At 67.2% G+C, this 1,791-nt stretch carries 1 protein-coding gene; it reads right to left on the reverse strand.

Annotated elements, in window-relative coordinates:
- Positions 1-16: 16 nt before the first annotated feature.
- Positions 17-1,791 (reverse strand): IS1634 family transposase (locus AC5Y49_RS24565; RefSeq protein ID WP_499891983.1); only part of this gene is annotated, 1,775 nt, incomplete at its 5' end.

Here is a 1,791-nt window from a genome sequence, read left to right on the forward strand (position 1 = left end):
TGGGTGGTTGTTGTGGCTACGCGGCGATGGTGAGGGGGATGGGGGCGTCGATGAGTTCGAAGGCGCGGCGTTGTTGGGGGGTGGGGTCGGTGAGCTTTTCGATTTCGATGTCGGTGTGGTGGTAGCGGATTCGGTCGCGGGTGAGGGTGGCCAGGTGGTCGAGCAGGTCGCGGAAGGTGTGGACCGGGTTGCCGTCGGCGTCGTGTTTGGTGGAGGCCTTGGCTTGGGCGGCGGTCGAGCGGCGTGCGGGGGCGACGGGGTTGTCCCGGTGCGGTGGTGTTTCGTCGGTGAAGGTCAGCGGCGCCCAGGCCTTGCGCAGGTGCCAGATGAGGTAGCAGGCGAGCATGCAGAGCACGTGTGCTTTGACCCGCTCGTCGAGGCGGTGGTGGATGGGCCGCAGGTCGAGGTCATCGGATTTGATGATGCGAAAGTCGCGTTCGACGTTGGCGAGCTTTTTGTAGCTGTCCACCACGGCGGCGGCGTCGAGGGCCTCGGCGTCGACGCTGGTGCGCAGCATGTAGATGCCGTCCAGTGCAGCTTGGGCGTCGATGGCGGCTTGGTCGCGGTGGTATGTGAACCCGGTGTCGGTGATTGTGAGGTGGAAGTGCTTGCCCACCTTGAACTTTCCGCTGACCCTGTCGACCGCGATGCCGATCTTGTCGGCGCCGGACAGGGTGCCTTTGGCGACGCGCTCGGCGATGTGGGCCAGTTCCTTCTCGGTCGCCGCCAGCAGGTCTTGGCGTTTGCGGGCGCGTTCGGCGGCCAGCGCCGGGTTGCGGCAGGCGATCAGCCGTTCGCCGGGGTAGTCGGGGTGGGTGATCTCGGCGAGATCCTGGGTGTCGAACAGGCTCATCTGCAGCGGCCCGTCGTCGCGGGCGAGTTTCGCGATCGACGGGGCACGCAGCGCGGTGATCCAATCGAAAAACGCTGCGGCGCCGGGTTTGTCGCCCAGTTCGCGGAGCTTGTCGATGCGGGCGCCGGTGATCATGTCGCGGTCGCCGACCAGCACCAGCCGGGCGATACCGAGCTTGTCCTTGATCACCTGCACGATCTGGGTGAACGCGGCCGGGTCGCCGGTGTTGCCGGCGAACCCCCGCACCGCGACGGGGCGGCCGTCGGGGTCGGTGAGCACGCCATATTCGATCTGCTCGCAGCCCTTCTTGCCGTCGCGAGAGTAGCCGCGGGCGGCCAGCTCGCAACACCGCCCGGTCACCCACGAGGAGGTCAGGTCGAACAACGCCATCCGGCCCGGGTTCACCGACTCCGCTAGATGCTTTGCGGCCAGTTTCTTTTCGATCCTGTCCTGCCGGCCGGTCAGCCAGTCCATCGCGGCGTAGATCTCGTCGGTGGATGCGTCGACCACCCCGAGGTCGACACCGAGGGTGGTGTTGGGCCACCAGCCCAGGGTGGACAGCTTCGACTTTGGCCGCACCACCCGCGAGATGATCAACGCGACGACGATGTCGCGGGCTCGGCACGCCGGACCCAACAGCGCCGCCAGCTCGAGCTTGCGCGCCATCGCCGCCACCGCCGCGACGTCGCCGTGTGGTAGCGAGCGCGCCTTGCTGAACTCGCTGCCAGCCGCGATCAGCGTCTGCCCCTTCGTGGCGGCCTCGACCGTCGCGACCAGTTCCGGCGGGAGCTTCGACAGGTTCGCCAGGGTTTCGTGGCGGACCTTGGTCCCGTCGCGAAACGAACGCCGCAGCAGGATTGTCTCGTAGACGCGTTCCTCGCCCGACTTCGTCACATACCCGCGTCGATTCCGGGCTACATGCATCGCACCCCTGTATG

It is taken from the genome of Mycobacterium sp. NGS62 (genome assembly GCF_059812285.1).